At 65.3% G+C, this 19,411-nt stretch carries 17 protein-coding genes; 15 read left to right on the forward strand and 2 right to left on the reverse strand.

The window, feature by feature from the left end:
• Positions 1-67 precede the first annotated feature (67 nt).
• On the forward strand, positions 68-421 hold the full coding sequence (locus M1D93_RS07990) for an Rv2175c family DNA-binding protein (RefSeq protein ID WP_461174581.1): 354 nt from the start codon (positions 68-70) through the stop codon (positions 419-421).
• Positions 422-444: 23 nt separating this feature from the next.
• On the opposite strand, the gene M1D93_RS07995 is transcribed toward M1D93_RS07990, so the two are convergent.
• Together M1D93_RS07995 and M1D93_RS08000 are read right to left on the reverse strand one after the other, a co-directional pair.
• A complete protein-coding gene (locus M1D93_RS07995) occupies positions 445-1,539 on the reverse strand; it encodes a polyprenyl synthetase family protein (RefSeq protein WP_461174582.1) in 1,095 nt (364 codons plus the stop codon).
• A complete protein-coding gene (locus M1D93_RS08000) occupies positions 1,536-2,066 on the reverse strand; it encodes a hypothetical protein (RefSeq protein WP_461174583.1) in 531 nt (176 codons plus the stop codon). Before M1D93_RS08000 ends, M1D93_RS07995 begins: the two co-directional genes overlap by 4 nt.
• A 75-nt stretch (positions 2,067-2,141) precedes the next feature.
• Between M1D93_RS08000 and dinB the strand changes: the two genes are divergently transcribed.
• The 14 genes from dinB (at position 2,142) to M1D93_RS08070 (ending at position 19,256) form a co-directional block, all read left to right on the forward strand.
• Positions 2,142-3,365, forward strand: a complete 1,224-nt coding sequence (gene dinB, locus M1D93_RS08005; RefSeq protein WP_461174584.1) for a DNA polymerase IV — start codon at positions 2,142-2,144, stop codon at positions 3,363-3,365.
• Between the two features lie 275 nt (positions 3,366-3,640).
• Positions 3,641-4,015, forward strand: a complete 375-nt coding sequence (locus M1D93_RS08010) for a DUF3040 domain-containing protein (RefSeq protein ID WP_461174585.1) — start codon at positions 3,641-3,643, stop codon at positions 4,013-4,015.
• 375 nt (positions 4,016-4,390) lie between these two features.
• Entirely contained in the window at positions 4,391-4,819 is a 429-nt protein-coding gene (mraZ, locus tag M1D93_RS08015) for a division/cell wall cluster transcriptional repressor MraZ (RefSeq protein WP_018763545.1), read from the forward strand.
• 166 nt (positions 4,820-4,985) lie between these two features.
• On the forward strand, positions 4,986-5,975 hold the full coding sequence (rsmH, locus tag M1D93_RS08020) for a 16S rRNA (cytosine(1402)-N(4))-methyltransferase RsmH (RefSeq protein WP_461174586.1): 990 nt from the start codon (positions 4,986-4,988) through the stop codon (positions 5,973-5,975).
• The gene (locus tag M1D93_RS08025; RefSeq protein WP_461174587.1) at positions 5,975-6,688 is read left to right on the forward strand and encodes a hypothetical protein; all 714 of its coding nucleotides are present in this window, start codon (positions 5,975-5,977) and stop codon (positions 6,686-6,688) included. The genes rsmH and M1D93_RS08025 overlap by 1 nt, the downstream gene beginning before the upstream one ends.
• A gap of 48 nt (positions 6,689-6,736) precedes the next feature.
• Positions 6,737-8,539 (forward strand): peptidoglycan D,D-transpeptidase FtsI family protein, encoded by a 1,803-nt coding sequence (locus tag M1D93_RS08030; RefSeq protein WP_461174588.1) that lies wholly within the window; start codon positions 6,737-6,739, stop codon positions 8,537-8,539.
• Positions 8,540-8,621: 82 nt separating this feature from the next.
• Complete coding sequence (locus M1D93_RS08035; protein WP_461174589.1) at positions 8,622-10,256, forward strand: UDP-N-acetylmuramoyl-L-alanyl-D-glutamate--2,6-diaminopimelate ligase; 1,635 nt, start codon at positions 8,622-8,624, stop codon at positions 10,254-10,256.
• A gap of 6 nt (positions 10,257-10,262) precedes the next feature.
• Complete coding sequence (locus tag M1D93_RS08040; RefSeq protein WP_461174590.1) at positions 10,263-11,729, forward strand: UDP-N-acetylmuramoyl-tripeptide--D-alanyl-D-alanine ligase; 1,467 nt, start codon at positions 10,263-10,265, stop codon at positions 11,727-11,729.
• Positions 11,726-12,835, forward strand: coding sequence for a phospho-N-acetylmuramoyl-pentapeptide-transferase (gene mraY, locus M1D93_RS08045; RefSeq protein WP_461174591.1), 1,110 nt, complete (start codon positions 11,726-11,728; stop codon positions 12,833-12,835). The genes M1D93_RS08040 and mraY overlap by 4 nt, the downstream gene beginning before the upstream one ends.
• Positions 12,817-14,394 carry a UDP-N-acetylmuramoyl-L-alanine--D-glutamate ligase gene (gene murD / locus M1D93_RS08050; protein ID WP_461174592.1) on the forward strand — a complete coding sequence of 526 codons (1,578 nt, stop codon included), beginning with the start codon at positions 12,817-12,819 and terminating at the stop codon, positions 14,392-14,394. Before mraY ends, murD begins: the two co-directional genes overlap by 19 nt.
• 2 nt (positions 14,395-14,396) lie before the next feature.
• On the forward strand, positions 14,397-15,770 hold the full coding sequence (gene ftsW / locus M1D93_RS08055; RefSeq protein ID WP_461174593.1) for a putative lipid II flippase FtsW: 1,374 nt from the start codon (positions 14,397-14,399) through the stop codon (positions 15,768-15,770).
• A gap of 6 nt (positions 15,771-15,776) precedes the next feature.
• The gene (murG, locus tag M1D93_RS08060; protein WP_461174594.1) at positions 15,777-16,877 is read left to right on the forward strand and encodes an undecaprenyldiphospho-muramoylpentapeptide beta-N-acetylglucosaminyltransferase; all 1,101 of its coding nucleotides are present in this window, start codon (positions 15,777-15,779) and stop codon (positions 16,875-16,877) included.
• On the forward strand, positions 16,874-18,250 hold the full coding sequence (gene murC, locus M1D93_RS08065; protein ID WP_461174595.1) for a UDP-N-acetylmuramate--L-alanine ligase: 1,377 nt from the start codon (positions 16,874-16,876) through the stop codon (positions 18,248-18,250). Before murG ends, murC begins: the two co-directional genes overlap by 4 nt.
• Positions 18,243-19,256, forward strand: a complete 1,014-nt coding sequence (locus M1D93_RS08070) for a cell division protein FtsQ/DivIB (protein ID WP_461174596.1) — start codon at positions 18,243-18,245, stop codon at positions 19,254-19,256. The genes murC and M1D93_RS08070 overlap by 8 nt, the downstream gene beginning before the upstream one ends.
• Positions 19,257-19,411: the final 155 nt, after the last annotated feature.

A 19,411-nucleotide genomic window follows, 5' to 3' on the forward strand; every position in this document is an offset into this window, starting at 1 on the left:
AGGTCAGGAGTGCCGGAGGGAATTTACCGACTAGGCGCGATGGTATCCACCATGGCAACCTTGATCCGTGAGTACTGTAGAAAACCTCGTGGGCGAATGGTTGCCCTTGCCCGACGTCGCCCGTTTATTGGATGTTTCCATCACCCGGGTGCACAGTTTGCTTGACGAACACGCCCTGGCGGCTTTGCGTGTGGGGGAGCGGAATATCCGCTCGGTTCCGGCTGAATTTCTTCAGGACGGCCAGGTGGTGGATAGCCTTAAAGGCACCATTGTTGTGCTCGCAGACGCCGGCTACTCCGACGAAGACCTCATCATTTGGCTTTTCACGCCGGACGAATCGTTGCGCGGACGTCCCATCGACGCCCTGCGGGAGGGCCGCAAGACGGAAATCAGGCGCAGGGCGCAAACCCTGGCCTGGTGACCAGCGAGCCTTGGCTGCCTGTATCAGGAGGCGCGGCTGACGGTTGCTTCAGCCAGCCTCCGCAGGGCGGTTTTCGGCAGTTCATCCAGTGGAAGTGCCTCGAGGGCGTCGAAGGCTGCCGCGCCGAACTCATCAATAAGGACTTCGGTGGCCTGCAATGCTCCGGACTCCTCGATGATTCGCCGGATCTCAAGAATGTCGTCATCGGCGAGGTCGGGGCTGCCCAGCCTGGCGTCGATAAAGGCGGATTCGGTGGCCGACGCCTGGTCCAAAGCCAGGGCCACCAAAACAGTCCGCTTGCCTTCGCGCAAGTCATCGCCGGCGGGCTTGCCAGTGGTGAGCGGGTCGCCGAACACACCGAGCACGTCGTCCCGAAGCTGGAAGGCCTCGCCAAGGGGCAAGGCAAACGCCGAGTAGCCGCGGAGAAGTTCATTCGAGGCGCCCGCCAGTGCTCCGCCGAGCGCCAGCGGGTGCTCGGTTGAATACTTGGCTGACTTGAACCTGATGATGGACTGCGCCCTGCTGACGGCACCTGCCCGATCCCGTACCGGCCCGGCCACTTCCTCCAGGATGTCCAGGTACTGTCCGGCCATCACCTCGGCCCGCATGAGGTTGAAAATCAGCCGGGCGCGGCTGCCCGCTGCCGCCCGCTCGCCAATATCGGTGAAGGCTTCCTCGCTGAAGGAAAGGCAAAGATCGCCGGCGAGGATTGCAGCGGCTTGCCCGAACCGCTCACTGTCCAGGGCCCAGCCGCGGGTCCCGTGGAGTTCGCTGAAGCGGCGGTGGACGCTGGGTCCGCCCCGCCTGGTATCTGACCGGTCAATGATGTCGTCATGGATCAGCGCCGCAGCCTGGAACAATTCCAGCGCGGCTCCGGCCGTCACGACCTGCTGGGCGGACGGTTCTCCACCGGCGCCCCGCCACCCCCAGTAGCACATCAGTGCACGAAGGCGCTTTCCGCCGGTCACCAGGTTGGAGATGGAGCCCATGATGGGGTCGATGTCCGGTGAGATGGCGGACATCACGGACTGCCGCGACGTGAGAAAATCAGTCAGCTCGCCGGCAACCGCCGCCACAAAGCCGGCCTGTTCATTCCTTAACTGCTCGGCTGCCGTCACTTGGCTGACTCAGCTGCCACGTTGGCGCCGATGGTAAACGTGACAACACCAGCCGCTTCCACGGCGGAGAGATTTACCGTCTCATTGTCTCCCCGGACAAAGTCCTTCGAAGCTACGGCCCCCACGGCGTCGCCCGGGACCGCCTTGAATCCGCGGACCTCCAGTTCCTTGGTGTAAAAGTCCATAACGGTTGCCGTGGGCGAGGTGATGGTGGCAACCAGGGCGGCGGTTGCAGGCGCGGACGCCTTGTCGAAGCTGCTGGACACCACGCTTGCGCCGGGCATGAGCGGCAGGAGCTGCTGGGGGAAGCCTTCGACGACGGCGCCTACTGTTGCCGAGGTGTTGGGCGAGGCGGAGGGACTGGCCGAGGCCGTCACGGTGGAGAGGGCGGTCTCCGTTGCGGAGGCGGAGGCGGAGGCCGAGGGTGCCGGTGTTCCTGAGGGCGTTGGGCTGCAGGCGGCGAGGGCCAATGCTGCCGCAGCGAAAGCGGCCAGGGCTGCTGGCCTAAGGTTTCCAATGACCGTCACAGGGACTTTCCTCCTGGTGTAGAAGCCGGATTCAGCCTTCAGTTTAGTCAGTACAAAAGCGATAGGATTGCAGCCGTGGGACCTGTTGGGACGAACGAGCCGGCCGGAGCAGGTCTTCGGCGCCGCAGGCGCAACTGCATCATGCATGTGGACATGGACGCCTTTTTCGTCTCCGTGGAACTCCGCACCCGGCCCGAACTGAGGGGCAAGCCCGTCATCGTCGGCTATCCCGCGGAACGCTCGGTGGTCCTCTCCGCCTCCTACGAAGCCAGGGCGTTCGGCGTCAAGTCGGCCATGCCAATGACAGTGGCTATGCGGATGTGCCCGCAGGCAGTTGTCATCGAGCCCCGGCACAAGCTGTACTACGAAGTTTCCGCCGAGTTGATGGCAATCTTCGGATCCATTACCGAACTCGTCGAGCCGCTCAGCGTGGATGAAGCTTTCCTGGATGTCAGCGGCGCCATACGCAGGCTGGGTCCGCCGCGGACCATTGGTGAGCTGATCCGGAGCAGGGTGGCCGCCGACCTGGGCATTACCGCCTCGGTGGGAATCGCGGAGACAAAGTTTGTGGCAAAAATCGCCTCCACCCGCTGTAAACCCAATGGCCTGCTCCTGATCGGGCCGGACGAAACGGTTCCTTATCTCCACAACCTGCCGGTCGGGGCTCTTTGGGGCGTAGGCGCGAAAACCACCGACGTCCTGGCCCGGATGGGCATCAGAACCGTGGCGGACCTGGCAGCCACTCCCGTCTCCTCCCTCAAGAAAATGCTTGGCGCCACCGGAATCCACGTACACCAGCTCGCGTGGGGGATAGACCCCCGTCCGGTGACGCCGGTCCGCCTGGAGAAGAGCATCGGCGCGGAGGAAACCTTTGCGGAGGACACCGCCGACGACGCCCTCCTCCACCGCGAGCTGCTGCGGCTCTCGCACCGTACTGCAGAACGGCTGCGCAGCTCCGGAATGGTGGCCCGGACCGTCGCCTTGAAGCTGCGCTTCGCGGACTTTTCCACCATCACGCGCAGCCGGACAGTGCAGACGCCCGTGGACAGTGCACAGCTCATTTATGGAGTGGCGCTTCAGCTCCTGGATTCCGTGGCCAGGCCCATGAGCGTCAGGCTGGTAGGAGTGCGGGCCGAGCAGCTTGAAGAAGCAGCGCGGACTTCGCTCCAGCTGAGTATCGACCGCAGGGATGACAACTGGCGGGCTGCCGAGCAGGCCGTGGACCAGGTGGCCCGCAAATTCGGCGGTAAATCGGTCCTTCCGGCCCGGCTCCTCGAGCCTGACGGCAGGTCCGGATAAGCCGGGCAATTAAGGGGCCCGGAAGACCGCGGGGAAAGTCATTGCCGTCTTTCAGAACAGCCCTGAACAAACTATCCTTATAGATACGAAGTTTTTGAGTGACGGACTTACTGCCGGACTCTCTTGGACATGCTCCCGCTCCAGCGTCTGCATGCCAGGTTAGCGCTTTCGCCATAGTCGGCGGCGGCGGGAACCACTAGGGCATGCCGGACGTTATCCGAGCAGAAGTAGTGGCTGGGATCAGCCCGGACGTTGGCCTACAAAAGGAGGTCGTGATGCCGCTGTCGGAGCACGAACAGAAGCTGCTTGAGCAGCTGGAGAAGCAGCTTCACGAGGATGACCCAAAGTTCGCGAACTCCATGGGGTCGGACCCCGGGCGCTCGTGGTCGACGAGACACGTCGTGATCGGCGTCCTATGTGCGCTGGCCGGCGTCTTCCTCTTACTGGTGGGCGTCACCCTTCAAAACATATTTGTTGGTGTCCTGGGCTTCATCGTGATGGGCGGCGGTGTGTACTTCGCCACGATGCGCAGCGGCTCGTCGGGCGCCAAGGGCGCCAAGTCCGGCACGGGCAAAGCCGGCAAACAGCGGAGCTCCTTCATGAGCAGCCTGGAGGAGCGCTGGGACGAACGCCGCAGGGGCGAGCCCTAGACTCTTCGGGCGTCCGCCGATCCGGACGCCCCACCGTCACTCCACTTTGCTCCCCAGGACGGGGGAGCACGCCACAAAGACCCGCTTCGGCGGGTCTTTTTGCGTTTAAGCGGCGCCAATACCCGCAGCAGCAGCCACTTGCCGCAGCAGGTTCCGCTTTTGCCGGCCCGGACGGTCAGGCCTGCGCCGGAATTCCTCCACCTCCCACCACCAGCGTGATTCCGCCTGTTTTAGCGTCCCTTTTCCCACTGATTGGGCTGCTCAGCCGCCTTTTCACGTTGACTGTGGTGGAAAGTGGAGTAATGTGGAGGACATAAGAGGGTGGTTGCAACATAGGGGATGTGCAGTTCCTGACATCGGACAGGCGGTGGGCCAGTGTTTCTGGGCACGCATTCGCCACGTCTGGATGAAAAGGGGCGGATCATTCTCCCCGCGAAGTTCCGGGAGGAACTTGCCAGCGGACTGGTCCTTACCAGGGGCCAGGAACGTTGCATCTACGTCTTCAGCGAGAAGGAATTTGCTCGGGTCCACGAGCAAATGCGGGAGGCGCCAATCTCCTCAAAACAGGCGCGGGACTATATCCGTGTCTTTCTCTCTGGAGCCTCTGACGAGGTACCTGACAAGCAGGGGCGCGTGACCATTCCACCGGCGCTCCGGGAGTACGCAGGGCTCGGGAGGGAACTGGCCGTCATCGGCGCCGGAACCCGCGCCGAGATCTGGGACGCCCAGGCTTGGAACGAATACCTCGCGGAGAAGGAGACCGCCTTCTCTGAAACCGACGACCCCATTCCGGGCATTCTCTGACCGGAACAGGTCAGCGGGCAGCTTTCTTGGTTGAGATCTCCAGCCGGCCCATCGGCTGGCCAACCTGGCTCACTTCCCCGGAGCCAGGCGGGCAGGACGATAGGCGCGGATGGGGATCTGGGCCAAGAACCAACCAGGTGACAGCGACGGCGAGAGAGGACGAGGCATGAACGATCAACCGAAGCCCACGTCCGAACGCCATGTGCCGGTCCTGCGGGACCGGTGCATCAATTTGTTGGCTCCCGGTTTTGAAGCCGCCAGGAGCCGCGGCGAAACCCCTGTTGCCATCGATGCGACGCTGGGCATGGGAGGCCATTCCGAGGCCATGCTGCAGCGCTTTCCGGACCTGCACCTGATCGGCATCGACCGGGATGAAGAAGCCCTTGCACTGGCGGGGGAGCGGCTGGCGCCGTTTGAGGCACGTACAGACCTTGTCCACGCCGTGTATGACGAAATTAAAGACGTCATTGCGGACCTCGGCGTCCCCGAAGTTCACGGAATCCTGATGGACCTGGGCGTTTCCTCGCTCCAGCTGGACGAGCGCGAACGGGGCTTTGCGTACTCGTTTGATGCCCCGCTGGATATGCGGATGGACACCAGCCGCGGCCAGACCGCGGCCGACGTGGTCAACAACTACAGCGAAGAGGAACTCGTCCGGATTATCCGGAAGTGGGGCGAGGAGAAGTTTGCCGGCCGGATTGCGAACAGAATTGTCGCTTCCCGGGCCCTGAAGCCCTTCACCACCACAGGCGAACTGGTGGAGCAGATCCGCGCCGTCGTTCCCGCCGGCGCCGCCAAAACCGGCGGCCACCCTGCGAAAAGGACATTCCAGGCCCTTCGGATTGAGGTCAATGAGGAGCTCGACGTCCTGGAACGCGCCGTGCCCGCGGCCGTGGACTCCACAGCACTGGGAGGCCGCATCGTGGTCATGTCCTATCACTCCCTGGAGGACAAGATCGTCAAGGGAGTCTTCCAGGCCCGCTCCAAATCCTCCGCTCCACTCGGGTTTCCCGTTGAGCTGGAAGAACATAAACCGGAACTGAAGACCCTGACCAAAGGCACCGAAGTGCCAACCGCCGTCGAAATCGCCGAAAACCCCCGCGCTGCGTCAGCAAGGCTGCGTGCGGTGGAACGTATCCGAACCAGGAGAGCTTAGTGAGCACCGCTGCCGTCAAGAACTTTCCCGTCGTTTCCGGTTCGGCGGCCAAGCAGCTTCCTGCGGGTTCGCCGGCTGCGCCGCGCCGGAGCCGCACCCCGCTGTCCGTAGTCCGGACCGTTCCCCGGAAGCGGCGCGCCCCCTTCGTGGTGCTGTGCTTTGCCATGCTTGCCGTGGCCCTGATCGCCGTTCTCGTCCTGAACATCTCGGTGTCCACGGCGCAGTACCAGTTGGTGGAATTGCGCGCCAAGCAGAGCACGCTGACGAAGCAGAACCAGGACCTCACCCAGCAGGTCCAGAACTTCGAGGCACCCCAAAACCTCGCTGCGCAGGCGACGAAGCTGGGGATGGTGCCTTCCACTGTTAAAGGCCAAATCGACCTGTCCACCCTCTCCGTCACAGGAAAGGCAACCCCCGCTGCCAAGGACGGCGCTGCCGGGGCCGTTATTCCCGCGCCAGCTGTCCCCGGCCAGCTGACAGTGGTTCCGCCCGTCAGCAAACGCGACCCCCTGGAAGCCCGGAAGCCCGTTGAGGACGTCCCGGCAGCTGCCCCGGCTGCCGCAGCCCCCGGCGCTGCCCCTGACGCGGCCACCGGCACTGCCCGGGAGGGGACACCCGCCCAGACGCCGACGGCGCCCGCTCCGGCACTGCCTCCCGTGGAGCTCCACGGCGGTTCGGTTCCCGCGCCCGAGCAGAAGGTCCCCGGACAGTAACACGGCAGGTCTGACAGGCAACAAGGTCGAGCAGCAAGGAATATCACGGTGGCGCAGAGGACCGGCACGGCAAGCAGCGGCAAGGTACCCAACGCCAAGAAACGACTCCGCCTGGGCCTTGGCATCATGCTGACGCTCCTTCTGGTGGTGGGCGGGAAACTCTTCCTGGTCCAGGGACTGGACGTCGGGGGAATGGCCGAAGCCGCGCTGAACAGCCGGATGAAGCGGACCGTCCTGCCGGCCGAGAGGGGCAGCATCCTGGACTCCCGCGGCACCGTGCTGGCCAACAGCGTGATCCGCTACAACGTGGTGGTGGACCAGCGGGTGAACACCAAAACGGAAACGTTCAAGCGCCTGGACACGGTGGACGGCAAAGAGAAACTGGTGGACGTCAGCCGGGACCAGGGGCTCACTGAGCTCGCAGCCGCCCTGGGCATGGAGAAGGACGCCATCAGGGACGCCGTTACCGGCGAGCAGCCCTATTACATTGTGGCCAAGGACGTAAAACCGGATATCGAGGACCGAATCTCCAAGCTGCAGATACCGGGCATCGTCACGGAGGGCGTCAGCAAGCGGGTCTATCCCAATGGTTCCGTGGCGGGCGGCATCATCGGATTTTTGCAGGACGGCGCCACCGGCCAGGCCGGCATAGAACAGACCCAGGACGGACTGCTGAAGGGCGCGGATGGGGAACGCCTTTTCGAGATCGGCGCTGACGGCCTCCGCATCCCCGTGGGCGTGGACGAGCTGACATCCCCCCAGGATGGCAAGGACGTCAAGCTGACCCTCAACTCCGACCTTCAGTACTTTGCCCAGCAGGCCATCCAGAGCCAGTCGGACAAATTGGGCGCTGAGTGGGGCGTCATCATCGTTATGGACGCAAAGACCGGCGACCTGGTGGCCATGGCCGACACCAATTCCCCTGATCCCAATGACCCCGGCCGGGTGGCGGCCAAGGACCGCGGCGTCCGCGCCGTTACCGCGGCCTACGAGCCCGGCTCCGTGGAGAAGATGATGACGGCCGCTGCCCTCATCGAAGAGGGCAAGGCCAAACCGCTCGATTCGTTCACGCTCGGGCCCACCTACACCGTGGACGGGCAGACCTTCAGCGACGCCTTTGCCCATGGCACGGAGGATCGCACCCTCGCGGGCATCCTGGGCTATTCGATGAACACGGGCACCGTGATGGCCGGCCAGCGCCTCAGCAAGGAGCAGCGGTATGACTGGCTCAAAAAGTTCGGCATCGGCGAGGCCCCGGACATCGGGCTGCCGGCCACCGCCTCCGGCATCCTCACCCCCTGGCAGCAGTGGGACGGGCGCCAGGAGTACACCGTGCTCTTCGGCCAGGGCGTGTCCCAGTCCACCCTCCAGACTGTGCGGGCGTTCCAGTCCATTGCCAACAACGGCGTGATGCTGCAGCCCCGGCTCATCGATGCGTACGTAGCGCCGGACGGAACCGAGGAAAAGGTGCCGGCCGCGCCGGCCCGGCAGATCGTGTCGGAGAACACCGCCCAGCAGGTCCAGGACATCCTGGAGAGCGCTGTCACCGAGGGGCAAATCAAGGACGCGGCCATCGACGGCTACCGGGTGGGCGCAAAGACGGGCACGTCCGAGTCGCCGTGCGACGACGGCAAGTCCGGGTTCTGCGGCTACACGGCCTCCATGGTGGGGATGGCACCGATGGATGATCCGCGGTTTATTGTGGAGGTGGTACTCCAGCGGCCCAAGGGCAGCATCTACGGGATTACCAACGGGCCGGTCTTCCGGTCGGTCATGAGCCAGGCACTGCGGACCTACAACGTCCAGCCGTCCACAGGCGAACCGGCCCGGCTGCCCCAGTTCGCCAAGTAGCATCCGGCAGCAGCAGTCCGCACCAGCAGCACTACCGGTTCATCCATGCCGGGCACGATCCACTAGCACCATCGGAGATTCCTTGTCTGAGCTCAACCCGTCCGATAGCCGCGCCGTCCCGGAGGGACCGTCCGGCCAGGGCCGCTTCCGCCCGTCAACTGTTGAAGCGGTCCGGCTGGCAAGCATTTGCGATGCCATCGGCGTCGCGGTTCCCGGCCCGGCCGCGGAGGTGGCCATCACCGGAATTTCATTGAACTCACGCGCCGTGGAGCCGGGGGACCTTTACGTAGCGCTCCCGGGCGCCACCCGCCACGGCGCCGACTTCGTTCCGCAGGCCATCGAAGCGGGAGCCGCCGCCGTCCTCACGGACGACGCCGGAGCCAGGCTGCTGGCGCTGTCCGCCGACATTCCGGTACCCGTGATCATCGTGGACTCGCCCCGCAATGTGGTGGGGCCGCTGTCCGCCTTGATCTACCAGAGCCAGCCGGGTGCCGGGCAGCCGCAGTTGTTTGGCGTGACAGGGACCAACGGAAAGACCACCACCACCTACTTCATTGACGCGCTGCTGCGCGCACTGGGCCGGAAAACCGGGTTGATCGGCACCATTGAAATCCATGCCGGCGGCGACCCTATCCCCAGCCTGCTCACCACCCCCGAATCCACGGATGTGCACGCGTTGCTGGCCCTCATGCGTGAAAGGGGACTGGCAGCGGCCGCCATGGAAGTCTCGTCCCACGCCATCTCCTTCCAGCGGGTTGACGGGGTGCTGTTTGATGTTGCCGGCTTCACGAACCTGACCCAGGACCACCTTGACCTGCACCTCACCATGGACGACTACTTCAGCACCAAGGCGGAGCTTTTCACTCCAGGCCGCGCCCGTGCAGCCGTGGTGACGGTCGACGACGAATGGGGCCGCCGCCTTGCCGGCGCTACGGCAGTGCCGGTCACTACCCTGGCCACCTCCGCCGGAACCGTGGCCGACTGGACCGTCACGAAGACTGCCGCGCGCGGCCTCGGCACCGAATTCACTTTGAGCGGGCCCCGCGGCGCCGTGCTCACAGTGCACACCGGCCTCCCCGGCAGCTTTAACGTTGCGAACGCTGCGCTGGCGGCAGTGATGGTCCTGACGGCAGGCGTGGACACCGCCACGCTGCAGGCAGCACTGGACGAGTCCGACCCCTTCACTGTTGCGGTGCCGGGGCGCATGCAGCTCGTTTCCGAAGAGCCCGCTGCGATCGTGGATTTCGCCCACAACACGGATGCGCTGGCAAGGGCCCTGGAGGCGGTGCGGTCTCCCCAGCCGGGATCCAACCTGATCGTGGTGTTTGGTGCCACAGGCCAGCGTGACCAGGGTAAACGCCCGGCAATGGGTGCCATCGCCGCCCGGCTCGCGGACACCGTGATCATCACCGATGACGACCCCCACGATGAGGACCCGGCTGCCATCCGTGCCGACGTCCTGACAGGGGCCCGGGAAACGAAAGAAGAGCACTCCCTGGCCTGCGAGGTCCTGGAGGTCTTCCCCCGCGCCGAAGCGATCCACCGTGCCGTTGAGCTGGCCCGGCCGGAGGACACCATCCTTGTGGCCGGCCGGGGCCATGAGGTGTGGCAGGAGGTCAAAGGCGTCAACCTCGCCCTGGACGACAGGGTTGAGTTGCGAAGTGCCTTGACAGCCAGGGGATTCAACGTTCTCCAAGACGACCGGATAGAGTCCTAGACCGAGATGATTGCATTTACTGCGGCGGAGATCGCCGAAATCACTAATGGGCGCCTGGACGCCGATCCCGGGATCACGCCCCTTTCGGTGGTCACGGACTCACGCGAATCCACAGCCGGTTCGCTCTACGTCGCAAAGCCGGGTGAGCACGCGGACGGCCACGACTTCGTGGCAGCCGCCTTCGCAGCGGGCGCCACCCTTGCCCTGGTGGAGCGTCCGGTGTCCGCTCCGGACGGGACCCACTATCCCTCGGTGCTGGTTGCGGATGCCGTGCTTGCCATGGGGGCACTGGCCAAAGAGGCTGTGCGCAGGATCCGTGCTGCGCGCGCCCGGGAAGGCAGCGAACTCACAGTAGTGGGGATCACCGGCTCGGCCGGAAAGACCACCACCAAGGACCTGCTCGCAGGAATCCTGGCAGCCCAGGGAAACACCGTCGCGCCGCAGGGGTCCTACAACGGCGAGATCGGCGTACCGCTCACCGTCTTCCGCGCCGGAACAGAAACCCGCTACCTCGTGATCGAGATGGGCGCCACCGGAATCGGGCACATCCGCTACCTCGCGGACATGGTCAAACCCGACATCGGCGTAGTGCTCGCCGTCGGAACGGCCCACGCCGGGGAGTTCGGCGGAGTGGACAACATCGCCCTCGCCAAGGGGGAGCTTGTCGAAGCCCTTGCCCCCTCAGGCACCCCCGTCCTGAACCTCGACGACGAGCGGGTGGCCGCCATGCGCGCACGCACGTCGGCGCCGGTACTTGGTTTTTCCGCGGAAGGCCGTGGGGACGCTGCCGTGCAGGCAGTCAACGCCGACACCAATGCCGGGGGCCATCCCGAATTCGACCTTCAGCTCCCGGACGGCGAAACCGGCCTGCACGTCAGCAGCCGCCTCATCGGTGCGCACCATGTGGGAAACCTCCTGGCCGCCGCAGCCGCGGCGTGGGCTGCCGGGGTGCCCGGACAAAACATAGCGGACTCCCTCAGCAGCCAGACTGCCGCCAGCCGGTGGCGCATGGAGCGCACCGAGCGGGCAGACGGCGTCACCATCATCAACGACGCCTACAACGCCAACCCTGAATCCATGCGCGCCGCCCTGCGGACGCTGGCGGACCTGGGCCGCGGCAGGCGTACCTGGGCCGTACTCGGAGCCATGCTCGAACTCGGCGGGGACTCCATCCGGGAACATACCGCGGTGGGCACCCAAGTGGTCCGGCTCAACATTTCCCGCCTCCTGGTGGTGGGCCGGGAAGCCCGGGCGCTGTACGTATCAGCGGTGCAGGAGGGCTCCTGGGGCGATGAGTGCCTTTTCGCGGAAACGGTGGACGAGGCTTACGAACTGCTGGACTCCGAACTTCAGCCAGGCGACCTGGTGCTTTTCAAGTCCTCGAACAGCGTGGGACTTCGCCATTTGGGGGATCGGATAGCAATACCCCGACCAACCCCGCAACCCGCCGATGAAAGGAGCACTCTGCTGTGATTGCACTTTTGATCGGCGCCGGCCTGGCGCTCCTATTCGCCCTGGTGGGGACGCCGCTCTTTATCCGGCTGCTGGTCCGCCGCGGCTACGGCCAGTTCATCAGGGACGATGGTCCCACCTCGCACCACACCAAACGCGGCACACCCACCATGGGCGGAACGGTGGTGGTAGCGGCTGTACTGCTGAGCTACGGCCTCACCCACCTGATCATGCTGATGGTGAACCCGGACTCTCCTGGCCCCTCCGCCTCCGCTCTCATCCTGCTGTTCCTGATGGTGGGGATGGGCCTGGTGGGGTTCCTGGACGACTTCATCAAAATTTCCCGGCAACGCAGCCTCGGCCTCGACGCCAAGGCAAAACTGATCCTGCAGGCGGCCGTGGGCATCATCTTCGCGGTGCTGGCCCTGAACTTTCCCAACGGCGCCGGCGTCACTCCGGCCTCCACCAAAATTTCCCTGGTCCGTGACCTGCCCTGGCTGGACCTTGCTTTCGGCGGCACGGTCCTCGGAGCCATCCTCTTTGTGGTCTGGTCCAACCTGATTGTCACCGCCGCAACCAACGGCGTAAACCTGACCGACGGCCTCGACGGGCTCGCCGCAGGTGCCGCTGTGATGGTCTTCGGCGCGTACACGCTGATGGGAATCTGGCAGAGCAACCAGGCGTGCGGCTCACCCCGCCAGGCAGGCGGCGGTTGCTATTCCGTCCGTGATCCCCTCGACCTTGCGCTGCTGGCAGCCATCATGAGCGCGGCGCTGGTGGGCTTCCTGTGGTGGAACACTTCCCCGGCCAAGATCTTTATGGGCGATACCGGTTCGCTGGCCATTGGCGGCGCCATCGCCGGTTTCGCCATCCTGTCCCGGACCGAACTGCTCCTGGGCATCATCGGCGGCCTGTTCGTCCTGATCACCCTGTCCGTCATCATCCAGGTGGGCTACTTTAAGGTCACCGGCGGTAAACGGGTCTTCAAGATGGCTCCGCTGCAGCACCACTTCGAACTGCAGGGCTGGGCGGAAGTGACTGTGGTGGTCCGGTTCTGGATCCTGGGCGGACTCTTTGTCGCCGTGGGTCTTGGCATCTTCTACGCTGAATGGGTTGTGCTGCTGTGACCGTTTCCTCCCGACTCGAGAACCTCACCAGCTGGGACTCCGACTGGTCCGGACTGCGCGTAGCCGTTACCGGCATCGGCGTCTCCGGGTTCGCGGCAGCCGATACCCTCATCGAACTCGGTGCCCGCGTGGTGGTGGTGGACGCGGCCACAAGCGCGACGGCCAGGGACCATGCAGAAACCCTCAAGATCGTAGGCGCAGCCGATGTGCTGCTCGGCGAGGACGCAGTAACCCGCATTCCCCGGATCGACGGCGAACTTCCCGAACTCATCGTCACCTCACCGGGGTGGCGCCCCGACCAGGCCCTCTTGGCTGCCGCGGCGCGGGCGCACATCCCGGTGTGGGGCGACGTCGAACTCGCCTGGCGCGTACACGTGCGGGAAGGCCGCAAGACGGCGGACTGGCTTGCCATCACGGGAACAAACGGTAAGACCACCACTGTGGGCCTCACCGAATCCATGCTTCGGGCAGCCGGACTGAAGGCCATCGCCGTCGGCAACGTGGGAACCCCTATCCTGGACGCCATCCGCGATCCTGTAGAGTACGACGTCTTCGCTGTCGAGCTCTCCAGCTTCCAGCTTCACTGGGCGCAGTCCCTCTCGCCTGTGGCCAGCGTCTGCCTCAACGTCGCCGAGGACCATGTTGACTGGCACGGATCCTACAATTCCTACCTTGCCGACAAGGCGAAGGTCTACGAGCAGACGCAAAAAGCCTGCATCTACAACGCCGAACAAATCGAGACTGAACGCATGGTGGAGAATGCGGACGTAGTAGAGGGCTGCCGCGCCGTCGGTTTCACCACCGTCACCCCGGCCATCAGCATGCTTGGCGTGGTGGAGGGACTGCTCGTGGACCGGGCGTTCATCGCCGAACGCAAGGACAGCGCAGCGGAACTCGCCTCCATGAGCGACCTGGGGGCCTTCGCGCCCCGCCACATGGTGGCCAACGCCCTGGCCGCAGCCGGGCTGGTCCGCGCGTACGGGGTCGAGGCAAAGGCCGTGCGGCAGGGCATCCAGGATTACATCCCGGGTGACCACCGCATCCAGCCGGTGGCCCGCCGGGATGGGGTGCTGTGGGTCAACGACTCCAAAGCCACGAATCCCCATGCAGCGGCAGCCTCGCTGGCTACGTTCAGCAACGTCATCTGGATCGCCGGGGGCCTCTCGAAGGGAGTGACCTACGACGACCTGGTCCGGGAGAACGTCCAACGGCTCAAGGCCGTGGTGCTCATTGGAAGCGACACCACCGCGCTTACCGAGGCCCTCCAGCGACACGCGCCGGATGTCCCGGTGATCCTCCCGGCCACGGGTGAAACTGAAGACGTGCAGACTGCCCCCGTGGCTGGTGCCATCCACTCCGGTACTTCCGTGCCCGGTGAAACGGTGATGGCCAGGGCCGTGGCGTCAGCAGCGCAGCTCGCCGAATCCGGCGATACTGTGCTGATGGCTCCGGCAGCTGCTTCCATGGATCAGTTCTCTTCCTATGCTCACCGTGGCGACACATTCATTGAAGCTGTCCGCGAGCTGGTGGAAGGGCAGGCCCAGACCGGCGAGGAGTAACAATGGTCAGCACGCCTACGCGCCCGCAGCCACCCAAGCAGCAGCCCCCCAAACAGCAGCCAGGTGGACAGCAGGCAGGCAAGCCCCGCCCCGGCTCCTCGGCTGCCGAAGGAACGCGCCAGTCAACAGCGGCCGTCCGCGTCCGGACCGCCTACCGCCGGTTCTGGTCGGCCCTGGAGGGGACCGGAACCTCCCGGAACGGTTCCACGTACTACCTCATCCTGGGATCCACCCTGGCGCTGACGGCCATCGGCATCATGATGGTGCTGTCAGCCTCCAGCGTTGAATCCATTGCTGCCGGAAAGTCGCCGTACGGTGACGCGCTGAAGCAGGGCATGTTTGCCGCCATCGGCATCTTCACCATGTTTGTGCTGTCCCGGATCAACGTCACGTGGCTCAAACGGCTCGCCTGGCCGGCGATCGGTGCGGCGGCGGTCCTGCTTGTGCTGGTTCAGGTGGTCGGCGATGAGGTCAACGGCAACAAGAACTGGATTGACCTCGGCGGCATCACCTTCCAGCCGTCGGAGGCAGCAAAACTTGCCCTCGCCCTGTGGATGGCCACGGTCCTGGCCATGAAGGGAAAGCTGCTCAACCGGCCGGTGCATGTCTTCGTCCCGGCCGTTCCCGTGGCGGCCATCATTATCGGGCTGGTCCTGGCGGGCAATGACCTCGGCACCGCCATGATCATCATGATGATTACCGCGGCAGCGCTCTTCTTTGCCGGTGTTCCGCTGTACTTCTTTGGCATCGCCGGACTGCTCGGCGTTGTGTTGGCCGGTGTGATGGCGGTGACCAGTTCCAACCGCATGTGCCGCATCACGTCCTGGTGGACCGGTGAGTCCTGCGCCAACGGCATCGATGCCAACTACCAGGCCACCAACGGGCTCTATGGCCTGGCCTCCGGCGGCTGGTTCGGTGTGGGCCTGGGGCAGAGCCGGCAGAAGTACAGCTGGATCCCCGAAGCCCACAACGACTTCATCTTCGCCATCATCGGCGAGGAACTCGGACTGGTGGGCACCGTCGTCGTCCTCATCCTTTTCGCCATCCTCGGTGCAGCCATCTACCGGGTGGTGGTGGCGCAGGAAGGCATGTTCCACCGCGTGCTGGCCGGCACCATCATGGTGTGGCTGCTCGGCCAGGCAACTGTGAACATGTCGGTAGTGACCGGGCTGATGCCCGTTATCGGCGTGCCGCTGCCGTTCATTTCCTATGGCGGGTCCGCCCTGCTGATGTCCCTCTGCGCCATCGGTGTGGTGCTTTCCCTGGCCCGCGAGCAGATGGCCCCGGCGATCCGGCCCAAACGGATGCTGAACTTCAAGGCCAAGCCATCCCGGGCAACCACGCCCAAAAAGAAGACTGCAAGAAAGCGTGCCTAGCCCCACATGACGTCCCACAATCCCTCCATTGTCCTGGCGGGCGGCGGAACCGCCGGCCACATCAGTCCGCTCCTCGCCATTGCCGCTGCCGTCCGCACGGCAGCTCCCGGCGCCGCCATCCTCGCGGTGGGAACGCCGGCAGGCATGGAAACCCGCCTGGTTCCCGCCGCCGGTGTTGAGCTGGCGACGATTGACCGCGTGCCCTTTCCACGGAAGCCCTCCCTGGATCTCCTTCGCCTCCCCGGGCGGCTCGGCGGTGCCGTACGGCAGGCAGGCGCCATTCTGGACAAAGCCGGCGCAGACGTCCTGGTGGGCGTAGGCGGCTACGTGTGCACGCCCATGTACCTCGCTGCACGCAAACGCGGGATCCCGATCGTGATCCATGAGGCCAACATCCGTCCCGGGCTGGCGAACAGGGTGGGCGCCCTGTTCACCCGGCGCGTGGCGGTAGCCTTCGACACCACTCCGCTGAAGGGCGCCCTGCACGTGGGCATGCCCATGCGCACGGAAATCTCGCACCTTGACCGGCGGGCAACCCGCACGGCAGCCAGGGAGGCACTGGGACTGGACGCTGCCAAACCCACCTTGATCGTCACGGGCGGTTCGTCCGGTGCGCAGAGCATCAACCGGACCATTGCCGCCGCCCTCGGGCAGCTGGCCGGTGCCGGCATCCAGACCCTGCACATCACCGGCCGGGGCAAGTCCGTCCTGGATGACGAGGGCAGGCCATTGGCGGCCGAGGGTTACCGGCAGGTGGAATACATTGACGGCATGGAGCTGGCTTACGCGGCGGCCGACGTGCTGCTGGCCCGGTCCGGGGCCGCAACGGTGTGCGAGATTGCCGCTGTCGGCGTGCCGGCCGTCCTGGTGCCGCTGCCCATCGGCAACGGGGAACAGGCGCTCAACGCGGCAGGACTCGTGGCCGCGGGCGGCGCGGTGCTCGTTGCGGACCGTGACTTCACCTCTGAATGGGTGGGCAGCGAACTCATTCCCCTCGTCACCGACCAGTCCCGCCTCGCCTCGATGGCAGCCAATTCCTACCGGCTTGGCATCCGAAACGCCGACCAGCGCATGGCCGGCCTTGTCCTGGAAGCGGTGTCCGCATGAGTTTCCCCAGCATCCCCGGCCTTGCGTCCCTGGGCAAGGTCCACTTCGTCGGCGTCGGTGGCGTGGGCATGTCCGCAGTCGCCCGGATCATGGTGGCCCGCGGCGTACCGGTCAGCGGTTCTGATGCCAAGGACCTTCCTGTCATGGCGGACCTTGCCGCTGCCGGTGCGCGCATCGCCGTGGGGTACGACGCAGCCAACGTGGCGGACGCGCAGACCGTGGTGGCGGGTTCCGCCATCCGGCCGGACAATCCGGAGGTGATGGCAGCAAGGGAAGCAGGCGTGCCGGTGCTGCACCGCTCCGAAGCCCTGGCGGCAACCATGGGGGAGGACTTTGTGGTGACCGTAGCCGGGACACACGGCAAGTCCACCACTACCTCGATGGTCACCGTCCTGTTGCAGGGTGCCGGCCTGGACCCCTCCTTTGCCATCGGCGCCAATGTTCCGGCCCTGGGCGTTAATGCCGCCTCGGGAACGTCAGGAATCTTTGTGGCCGAGGCCGACGAATCGGATGGATCCTTCCTCAACTACCGGCCCAGGGTCGCGGTGGTGACCAACGTGGAGCCGGACCACCTGGACTACTACGGCACGGCTGAGGCAGTCTACGAATCGTTTGACCGCTTCACCGCACTGCTGCCGGCCGACGGCGTGCTGATCGCCTGCGCCGACGACGCCGGGGCACTTGCCCTCGCAGAGCGGACGCGCGCCCGCGGCAATACCCGCGTGGTCCTTTACGGGACGGGCGCCGCGGCGGAGCTGGTGCTGCACGACGGCGGTCCCGGAGACGTTGCCGTGTCCACGCCGGCGGGCCGCTTCCAGCTCGAACTGCAGGTGCCTGGCCGCCACAACGCCCTCAACGCCGCGGCCGCCTTTGCCGTAGCCCTCGAACTGGGCGTCGAGCCCGCAGCGGCCGCGGCTGCCCTGGCACACTTCTCGGGGGCTTCGCGGCGGTTCGAGCTGAAGGGCCAGGCACGGGGCGTACGGGTCTTCGACGACTACGCCCACCATCCCACCGAAGTCCGGGCAGCGCTTGCCGCGGCCCGCTCGGTAGCCGGCCGCCACAAGGTGCATGTCCTGTTCCAGCCGCACCTGTTCTCGCGGACCAGGGAATTCGCCCGTGAGTTCGCTGAGGCGCTGAACCTCGCCGATACAGCCTGGGTGCTGGACATCTACCCCGCCCGTGAGGATCCGATTCCCGGCGTCACAAGCCAGCTCATCGCTGACCACCTGGACGACGGTGGACAGCTGGTCCGGGCCGCGGAGGCCGTTGCCGCCCTTGCCGCTGTGGCCGGGGACGGGGACATTGTCCTCACGGCAGGTGCAGGTGATGTGACGGCATACGGGCCGCAGATCGTCGGGGCCCTGGATGCCTAGTTCCCGCCGCCCCACGTATGCCTCCACCGGCGGCCGCCCTGCCGCCGGGAGGACTGCCGCTGGGAAGACTCCTGCTGGAAAGACTGCCGCCGGCAACACTCCCGACCGGACCCCGCGCCCCGGGGCCAGCCGGGATACGGGCAGCGGCCCTGACGTCATCTCGGCCTCGCGGCCGGTAGCCGAACCCGCTCCGCCGTCGCCCAAAGCGGCGAAGAACACCGGCTTCGCGGGCCGGAAGAAGGACAGCCCGGCGAAAATTTCCCCGGCTTCCGAAGGCACGGCAGGAAATGTCGTGGCGTTTCCCGAACCCAAGGGCAAAAGGCGGAAGCGGAGCGCACTGATCGTGGCCGCGACGCTGGTTGCGGTCGTGGCCGCACTGCTGGCCGCCGCGGTCTTCTCCCCGGTCCTTGCCGTAGACACCGTTTCAGTTTCCGGGACCCGCCTGCTGACGCCCGCCCAGGTGCAGGCTGCCCTGGAACCCCTGCACGGGAAACCCCTTCCGCAGGTCACGGACGAGGAAGTGGGACGCCTCCTTGAACCGCTGGTTCAGGTCAAGTCGGTGTCCGCCGAGGCGCGCCCGCCGTCGGGCCTGGCGGTAGAGGTCCGCGAACGCCTGCCCGTGGCGCTGGTCAAGCAGGGGGAGCAGTACCAGCTCGTCGACGTCGAGGGCGTGCAGCTGGCCGCCACAGCGGATCCGGCGTCGGTTTCCCTGCCGGTCATCGACGGCGGCGCCGGAACTATCGGCAAGGAGCTCTTCCGCGCCACCGCGGAGGTACTGGGCGCCCTGCCGGCTGATGTGCTGGCCAAGCTGTCCAACGCGTCCGCGCAGTCAGTGGACGCCGTGGAACTCAAACTCGTGGACGGCCAGACCATCATCTGGGGCAACGCGGGGGAGAAGGAACTCAAAGCCAAAGTACTGGCTGCCCTCCTCAAGGTCCCTGCGGATCCCAAGAACCCCGTTAAGGTGTACGACGTCAGTGTGCCCCGGCACCCGGTGACCCGCTGACACGCTTTCTTTCCGGTATTAATCCGACACGCGGAGCCGGTTATTGAATGTGCGAACCAGAGGAAATACCGTCACAGACATGAGTTACTTGACATAACTATAACCTTCAACTCGAAGGTTAACGTTACAGGCACTAAGCTCTTCATCAGATTTAG

The sequence above is a fragment of the Arthrobacter sp. Z1-9 genome (assembly GCF_054792695.1).